Below are 9451 nucleotides of genomic sequence, written 5' to 3'. Positions count from 1 at the left end.
ATCACCGCCCACAGCACCGGCTGCACACGGTCCACCCGCTCGTAGTCACCGGATCGCAGCACCCCGGTCAACGACCAGTCCACATACGGAGCCAGAGCACGCTCACACTCCGCGAGGCGCCCCGCGAACACCGGCGACGACTCCAGCAGCTCCACCCCCATCCCCGCCCACTGCGACCCCTGACCCGGGAACACGAACACCGTCCGGCGCGGTGCCGCCGCCTCCGTACCCACCACGAGATGCGCAGCGGTACCGCCCTCGGCGAGCGCTAGCAGTCCGTCGCGCAGTTCCTCCTCGGTGGCGCCGACGACCACCGCACGGTGCTCCAGCTCGGCGCGCGTCGTCGCGAGGGAGAAGCCCACGTCGCGCAGGTCCCGGCCGGCGGCGAACACGGCGAGGCGCCGGGCCTGTTCGGCCAGCGCCGCGTCGCCGCGCGCGGAGAGCACCCAGGGCAGCACCGAAGACGCCGGCTGCGGCGCCGGCGCGGGCCCGGACGTGGGGGCGGACGCGGGTTCGCCCTCCGAGACCGTTTCCAGCACCACGTGCGCGTTGGTGCCGCTCATCCCGAAGGACGACACACCCGCCCGTCGTGGTCCGTCCCGCCAGGGCTGTGCTTCGGTCAGCAGCCGGACCGCCCCCGAGGACCAGTCGACGTGCGGGGTGGGCGCGTCCACGTGCAGGGTCCGCGGCATCAGGCCGTTGCGCATGGCCATGACGGTCTTGATGACGCTGCCCACCCCGGCCGCGGCCTGCGTGTGCCCGAGGTTGGACTTCAGCGATCCCAGCCACACCGGCTCGTCCCTGTCCTGGCCGTACGTCGCCAGCAGGGCGCGCGCCTCGATCGGGTCGCCCAGCGCGGTGCCGGTTCCGTGTGCCTCGACCAGGTCGATGTCGGAAGGACGCAGGCCCGCCGCCTGAAGCGCCTTCCGGATCACCCGTTCCTGGGCGGGACCGTGGGGTGCGGTCAGGCCGTTGGAGGCGCCGTCCTGGTTCACCGCGCTGCCGCGCACCACGGCGAGCACCTGGTGGCCGTTGCGCCGGGCGTCCGACAGCCGCTCGACCAGCAGCATGCCCGCCCCCTCGGACCAGCCGGTGCCGTCGGCCGCCGCCGCGAACGCCTTGCACCTGCCGTCCTGCGCGAGCACGCGCTGTCGGCTGAACTCCACGAAAGGCCCGGGCGTCGCCATGACGGCGGCCCCGCCGACGAGCGCCAGCGAGCAGTCGCCGTGCCGCAGTGCCTGCACCGCCAGATGGAGGCCGACCAGGGAGGAGGAGCAGGCCGTGTCGACCGTCAGGGCGGGGCCGGTGAGCCCGAGCGCGTAAGCGACACGTCCGGACAGGACGCTCGCGGAAACGCCGCCCGCGGCGTGGCCGTCCAGCCCTTCGGCCCCGTGGACGAGCAGGCCGTAGTCCTGGCCGTTCGAGCCGACGAACACGCCCACGTGGGTGCCGCGCAAGGTGTCCGGACGGATACCCGCACGCTCCAGCGCCTCCCAGGAGACCTCCAGCAGCAGCCGCTGCTGGGGGTCCATCGCCAGCGCCTCACGCGGCGAGATCCCGAAGAAGCCGGCGTCGAAGTCGGCCATGCCGTCGAGGAAGCCGCCGGTACGCACGTAGCTGGTGCCGGGCGCGTCCGGATCGGGGTCGTACAGGGCGGACAGGTCCCAGCCACGGTCGTCGGGGAAGTCGGACATGACGTCCCGGCCGTCCCGGACGACCTCCCACAGTTGCTCCGGCGAGGTGACCCCGCCCGGGTACCGGCAGGCCATGCTCACGATGGCGACGGGCTCGTGCCATGCCGCGGACAGCTCCTGGTTACGGGCTTTGAGCTGTTCGTTCTGTTTGATCGACTCACGAAGAGCCTCGACGAACCGGCCCGGGGATTCGGTGCGCATGGGGGTCAGTCCTTCACGGGGTCGGGCCGAAGACCCGGCGGAGCAGGTCCTCTGGGGACAGGGAGTCGATGTCGGATTCCGCCGGCCCGGACGGGGCGGCAGCCGGTGCGTCGTCCGTGGCCAGCGCGATCAGGGAGTCCAGCAGCCCGGAAGTGCGCAGGCGTTCGAGCGGGATGCCGGCGAGCAGCGCTCTCAGCCGCGCCTCCTCTCCCGCCTCGGCCGATGCCTGAGGGTGTTCGGGGAACAGGGCGAGCCGCAGGTGCTCCGCCAGCTCGCCCGGAGTGGGGTGGTCGAAGATCACCGCCGCGGGCAGCCGGAGCCCCGTGGCGGCGTTCAGCCGGTCTCTCAGCTGCACGGCGGCCAGGGAGTCGAACCCCAACTCGCGGAAGGCCGTCCCGGCGGGGACCGCCTCCGGCCCGGCATGCCCGAGGATCAGGGCGGCCTCGGTGCGCGCCAGGGTCAGCAGGGCCGGTCCCCGTTCGGCCGGCGGGAGCCCGCTCGCGCGCCGCAGCCACGCGGAGCCACCGGGGGACGGGGAGCGGTCCGCAGTGAAGCCGGCGAGCAGGGGGCTGGGGCGGTGCACGGTGAACCCGGCGGCATAGGTGTCCCATCGGACGTCGGCCACCATGGTGCAGACGTGGTCTCCGCCCACCGCCGCCGCCAGCACCTCCACGGCGCGTGCGGGGTCCATCGGCGGCAGGCCGAGACGCTCGTTGCGTGTCCCGCTCTCTCCCGCCGACATGCCGTCCCCGGCCCACGGCCCCCAGGCGAGGGACGTGGCGGGCAGGCCCTGGGCACGGCGCTGCCGGGCGAGGGCGTCCAGCCAGGCGTTGGCCGCCGCGTAGGCGCCCAGGCCCGCGCTGCCGACCGTGCCGGACATGGAGGAGTACAGCACGAACGCCGAGACGTCACCGCACAGTTCGTGCAGGTTGCGCGCGCCGTCGACCTTGGCCCGGAGGACCTCTTCGAGCCGCTCCGGGGTGAGTTCGGCCAGGACGGTGTGGTCCGCGGCGCCCGCCGTGTGCACGACCGCGTCGGCCGGGTGGTCCGCCAGCAGACGGCGCAGCGCGTCGCGGTCGGCCACGTCGCACGCCGCGAGGGTCACGGTGACCCCGGTCTCTTCCAGTTCCGCGGCGAGTGCACGGGCGCCCGGGGCGTCCGGGCCACGGCGGCTGGTCAGGAGAAGGTGGTCCGCGCCGTTGCGTGCGAGCCAGCGGGCGGTGTGCGCGCCCAGGGCGCCGGTCCCGCCGGTGACCAGGACCGTGCCGCTCGGCTGCCACGCGGCTCCTTCCGGCGCGGCCGGGCGCAGCCGGCGTCCGTAGGCCCCGTCCCGGCGAAGGGCGACCTGGTCCTCCGTACCGTCGGCGAGGACGGCGGCCAGTCGTCGGGCCGCGTTGTCGTCGAACTCGGCCGGCAGGTCGACCAGACCCCCCCAGCCGCGCGGGTGCTCCAGCGCGGCGGTCCGGCCCAGTCCCCACACGGCGGCCTGTTCCGGCGAGGTGACGTCATCGGTGTCGTGCACCGCGACACCGGCCCGGGTGAGACACCACAGGGGCGCGTCCGCGGCGGCCTGAAGCAGGGCCAGCGTGTCGGCGAGTGCTTCGGCCGTGGAGCTCCGCCGCGTGGGCAACGACAGCACGCCCGCCGGGTGCGTGCCGCGGACCTCCTGCGGGGAGTGCACCCGGCGCACCTCGGCGCCGTGGGCGGCCAGGGCGCGGTCCACCGCGGTGTCGTGGTCGGCGGACGCGGCCACGACGATCCAGGTGCCGGTCAGCCGCGGGGCCACGGGCTCGGGCAGCGGCTCCCAACCCGGCCGGTACCACCAGCCGTCCTGCGGCGACGGGCCTGCCGCGGGGAGCCAGTACCGCTGCCGCTGGAAGGCGTAGAGCGGCAGCTCCTGCTTGCGCGCGCCGGGGAACATCCTGCCCCAGTCCACGGCGACGCCCCTGACGTGCAGCCGTGCGAGGGCGTCCAGCAGCGTGTGCCGCTCCCTCGGGTCACGGCGGTGCGCGACCGCCACGAAGGCGGCGTTGGGAAGCGTCTCGGGACCGAGCGCGGTGAGCGCGGCGTCAGGGCCCACTTCGAGGAACGTCGTGGCTCCGGCGTCGCCCAGACGGCGCAGGGCGTCCGTGAACCGTACGGGCTCACGGACCTGACGCACCCAGTACTCGGGGTCCTCGACCGCTCCTGGCATGACGATCGTGGGCGGGGAGAAGGTCAGGCTCCGGACCACGTCGGCGAACGCGTCGAGCATGCCGTCCATGTGGTGCGAGTGGAACGCGTGGCTGACGCGCAGTCGCTTCGGCTCCGGCCAACGCTGCGCGTACCGCTCGACGGCTTGCGCGTCCCCGGACAGGACGACGGAGTGCGGCCCGTTCACCGCCGCGATGCACACACTTGGTGGCAGGTCCCGCACCACCTCGGCCTCCGAGGCCCGGACGGAGACCATCGCGCCGTGCCCGCCCGTCTCCTGCATCAGCCGGCTCCGCGCCTCCAGCAGCACGCACGCGTCATCCAGGGAGAGCACACCGGCCGCGTGCGCCGCCGCGATCTCTCCCACCGAGTGCCCGGCCACGGCGGCCGGTTCGACACCCCACGACTCCAGCAGCCGGTGGAGCGCCACCTCGAACGCGAAGATCCCACGCTGGGCGTGGACCGTACGGTCCAGGGCGTCCTGGTCGTCCAGGGGCACGTCACCGAGCCGGGCGGTCACCGCGTCGAACGCCTCGGCGAACACCGGGTACGCGGCGTGGAGTTCCCGCCCCATGCCGGTCCGTTGCGCGCCCTGCCCGGTGAACAGGAGTGCGAGACCACCGGTCACGGCCGTCCCCGTGACCGTGTCCTGCGGCGTCTCTCCGCGGGCCAGCGCCTCCAGGGCCGGGCCGTGTTCTCCGGCCGCGGCGACGATCACCGCACGGTGGCGCAGGACAGCGCGCGTGGTGGCGAGGGAGAGGGCCATGTCGGCGGCGTCGCGGCCCTGCGCGTGCGGCGCCAGGCGGCGAGCCTGCGCGCGGAGGGCCGCTTCCGACCGGGCCGAGACAAGCCACGGCACGGGGCCCGGCGCGGTGGGCGCCCGGTCCGGCTCGGCCTCCGGCTCGGGGGCCTGTTCCAGAACGAGGTGGGCGTTGGTGCCGCTGATCCCGAACGACGACACGCCGGCCCTGCGCGGGCGGCCCGCGTCCGGCCAGGCCTCGTGCTCGGTGACCAGGCGAACGGCGCCGCTGTCCCAGTCCACCTGCGAGGTGGGTTCGTCCACATGGAGCGAGGCCGGCACTTCACCGTGCTGCATGGAGAGCACCATCTTGATCACACCGGACACTCCGGCGGCAGCCTGGGCGTGGCCGATGTTCGACTTCAAGGAGCCGAGCAGCAGGGGCCGTTCACGCCCCTGTCCGTACGTCGCCAGCAGCGCCTGCGCCTCGATCGGGTCGCCGAGCCGGGTGCCGGTGCCATGGGCCTCGACCACGTCCACGTCGGACGCGACGAGTCCCGCGTCTTCCAGCGCCTGACGGATCACCCGCTGCTGGGCGAGGCCGTTCGGAGCCGTCAGGCCGTTGGAGGCGCCGTCCTGGTTGACGGCCGAGCCGCGCACCACGGCCAGCACCCGGTGCCCCAGGCGCTCGGCGTCCGACAGCCGCTCCACCAGGAGCATGCCGACGCCCTCGGACCAGCCGGTGCCGTCGGCCCGCTGGGCGAACGACTTGCAGCGGCCGTCGGGGGAAAGGCCGCCCTGGCGCGAGAACTCGACGAACGCGCTCGGCGTGGCCATCACCGTCACCCCGCCCGCCAGCGCCTGCGTGCACTCCCCGCGGCGTACCGCCTGCACCGCCAGGTGCAGCGCGACCAGGGACGAGGAGCACGCGGTGTCGACGGTGACCGCCGGGCCTTCGAGCCCGAAAGTGTAGGACAGGCGTCCGGAGGCGAGGCTGCCGGCGTTGCCGTTGCCGAGGTAACCCTCGTAGCCGTCCGGGATGACGGTGAAGCGTGCCGCGTAGTCGTGGTGCATCACCCCGACGAACACGCCTGTCCGGGTGGCGCGGGCGGACAGGGGGTCGATGCCTGCGCTCTCGAACGTCTCCCAGCCGGTCTCCAGCAGGAGCCGGTGCTGCGGGTCCATGGCGTGTGCCTCGCGCGGGGAGAGCCCGAAGAAACCGGCGTCGAAGTCCGCCGCGTCGTAGAGGAAGCCGCCTTCACGGACGGCGCTGGACCCGGTGCGTCGGCCGGTCGGGTCGTAGAGTTCCGCCACGTTCCAGCCCCGGTCGGCAGGGAAGCCGGACACGGCGTCGCGGCCCTCCCTGAGCAGTTCCCAGAGCTCCGCGGGGGTGGTGACGCCGCCCGGGAGCCGGCAGGACATCCCGATGATCGCGACCGGTTCGTCACTGTCGGCCCGTACCGGCGCGGTCGCTGCCGCACCCTCGGTTCCGGTGATCCGCTCGGCCAGGTGCGCGGCGAGCAGCTGTGGGGTGGGATGGTCGAACACCGTGGTCGGGGGCAGGCTCAGGCCCGTCGCCGCGGCGACGCGGTTGCGCAGTTCCACGGCGGTCAGCGAGTCGAAGCCGCTGTCGAGGAAGGAGCGTTCCACGACGATGCGGTCGGGGTCCGGGTGCCCGAGGACGGCGGCGGCGTGCACGCGCACGAGATCGGTCAGCAGGCGCAGGCGCTCGGCCGCTGTGGCGCGGGCCAGCCGGTCGGGGAGGACACCGTCGGACGGGGGGTGCGACGGCGCACGGCGCCGGGAGGGGACGCGGACGAGCTCGCGCAGCAGGGGTGTGCCGTCCGCGGTGAGGACAGCGGGGTCGAGACGGATCGGTACCAGGACGGGCTCGTCGCTCGACAGGGCGGCGTCGAACAGCGCCAGTCCCTCCTCCGCCGTCATCGGCGCGAGACCGCCGCGGGCGAGCCGGTCCAGGTCGCCCTCCGCCAGGTGTCCGGTCATGCCGCTGGGCGGGGCCCACCATCCCCAGGCCAGTGACTGACCGGACCGGCCCCCGGCCCTGCGCTCCCGTGCCAGGGCGTCGAGGAACGCGTTCGCCGCCGCGTAGTTGGCCTGCCCCGGGCTGCCCAGGACACCGGCGGCCGAGGAGAACATGACGAACGCCGGTACCTCGCCGCACAGGGTGTGCAGGTTCCAGGCGCCGTCGACCTTGGACCGCAGAACGTCGGAGACGCGATCGGGAGTGAGCGAGGTGAGGATCGCGTCGTCCAGGGTTCCGGCCGCGTGCACGACCGCGCTCAGCGGCCGGTTCCGGGGGACGCGCGCCAGGACGGCGGCCAGCTCCTCCCGGTCGGCGACATCGCAGACGGCCGTCGTGACCTCCGCGTCGAGATCGTCGAACCCGGTGATCGCGTGCCGGCCCACGAGCAGGAGGTGCCGCACGCCGTGCCTGGCGACCAGGTGTCTGGCGACCAGGCCGCCGAGAAGCCCGCCCGCGCCCGTGATGAGCACCGTGCCCGCGGGATCGATCCCCTTCGCGTGCCCGGCGTCGTGCGCCGGGACCAGTCGGGGCACGTACGACCGGTCGGAGCCGACGACGACATGCGACTCGCCCGCCCCTTCCACCGCTGCCACGGCGGCCGGGAGCCTCATCAGGTCCTCGTCGGCACACTCGGCCCACAGCAGGCGTCCGGGGTGCTCCGCCTGTGCGGACCGCAGCAGACCGCCGACCGCGGCGGCGGACAGGTCGCCGGGGCGCGCGACGAACAGGAGCGGCACGGACTGCAACCGTTCGTCCGCCAGCCACGCCTGGACCACGCCCAGAGCCCAGTGCACCGCGTCATGGGTACCGCCGACCGGGTCGGCGGTCCGGTGCGGGACGCGGACGGCCACCGCGTCGGGAGCCACGTCCGCGGCGGACCGGGCGTCCGGTACCGTCCAGCGTGCGCCGAGGGCCCCGGCCAGCGCCGGGTCCGTCGCGCCCAGAACGGCCCACCGCCGGGCCGGGACCGGCGCCGGCGGCACGGCCGTGGCGGAGGGCCGCAGGAGCGGGGGCGGCACCGGTCGAGGCAGGGCGCCGGTGACGGGTCGGGTCGTCAAGGCGGCGATCGAGGCCACCGGAGTCCCGGAGTCGTCGGCGATCAGCAGTGACACCGCTCCGTTCCCGGCGGGGGTGATACGGCATCGCAGCCGAGGGCCGGTGGACCGACCGAAGCGCACACCGCTGAAGGAGAAGGGCAGCCTGATGCCCTCGCCCCCTCCGCGCGGGGCCGTCGCTTGCAGGGCCGCGTCCAGCAGCGCCGGGTGAAGGGCGAAGCCCTCCCCGGAGATCTCGTGCTCGACCTCGGCGAAGGTGTCGTCCCCTCTGCGCCAGACGGCCCGCAGACCCTGGAACGCCGGGCCGTAGTCGACACCGGCGGCTGCCCGGTCCTCGTAGAAGCCGGTCAGGTCGACGGGGTCGGCGCCCGGCGGCGGCCAGGCGTGCAGAGCCTCTCCCTGCGGCGGCTCCTCGCCGACCAGTACGCCCTCGGCGTTGCACGTCCAGTCCGACTGTCCGTGGTCACGCGCGGACACGGTCACCTGCCGCCGGCCCCCGGCTTCGGGACCGACCTGGACGCGCACCGCGACGCCGCCCGACTCCGGCACCACCAGCGGTGTGCGCAGGGTCAGTTCCGCCACCTGGCCGGAGCCGGCCCGGCGACCGGCGGACACCGCGAGTTCCACCAGCGCCGTGCCCGGCAGCAGGACGGAACCCAGTACCGCGTGGTCGCCCAGCCAGCCGTCCCGGTCCAGAGACAGCCGGCCGGTCAGTACACAGCCGTCCCCGTCGAGCTCCACCACGGCGCCGAGCAGGGGGTGTCCGGGCGACTCCAGTCCGGCGCCCGTGACGTCGGCGTGGCTTGCGGTGTCCCGCAGCCAGAACCGGCGGCGCTGGAAGGCGTACGTCGGCAGCGCCACCCGGCGCCCGCCACGCACCACGGGCCGTACCGGCAGGCCACGCACGTACGCCTCGGCCATGGAGCGCAGGAAGCGCTCCGGGCCGCCCTGGTCCCGGCGCAGGGATCCGAAGGCCAGGGCTCCGGATACGTCCTCGATCGCCGTGGTGAGGACCAGGTGCGGGCTGACCTCCACGAAGTGGTGCATGCCCTCGGCGGTCAGGGCGCGTATCCCGGTCTCGAACCGCACCGTCTGCCGCAGGTTGCGGAACCAGTACCCGGCGTCGAGTTCCTCCCCGGTGACCCATTCCGCGTCCACCGTGGAGAAGAACGGCACCGTGGCCGGCCGGGGGGAGATCTGCTTCAGCACCCGCAGGATCTCCTCACGGATCTCCTCCACCTGTGCGGAGTGAGAGGCGTAGTCCACCGGGATGCGCCGGGCCCGCTCCACCCGGCCCAGAACCTCCTCCAGACCATCCGGGTCACCCGCGACAACCACGGACGACGGCCCGTTCACCGCCGCCACCGACACACCCTCCGGCAGCAGATCACGCACCTGCTCCACCGGGAGGGAAACCGAGACCATCCCGCCCCGGCCCGCCAGCGCGGTGATCGCCCTCGAACGCAGCGCCACCACCCGCGCACCGTCCTCCAACGACAACGCACCCGACACCACGGCAGCCGCG

The 9451-nt window shown here is 74.3% G+C and carries 2 protein-coding genes; both read right to left on the bottom strand.

All coding sequences use genetic code 11. The features are described from left to right. Positions 1 to 1895: type I polyketide synthase (locus IE294_RS45640; protein WP_189895221.1), on the bottom strand; the 1895-nt coding region annotated here is incomplete at its 3' end. 13 nt (positions 1896 to 1908) lie between these two features. Continuing rightward, on the bottom strand, positions 1909 to 9451 hold a 7543-nt coding region (locus IE294_RS45635; protein WP_189895220.1), incomplete at its 5' end, for a type I polyketide synthase.

Source organism: Streptomyces canarius, from assembly GCF_014650735.1.
In the GTDB taxonomy this organism is placed as follows: Bacteria; Actinomycetota; Actinomycetes; order Streptomycetales; family Streptomycetaceae; genus Streptomyces; species Streptomyces olivaceoviridis.
The sequence above is the reverse complement of the archived record's forward strand: the minus strand, read 5'-3'. Positions and strand labels throughout refer to the sequence as shown.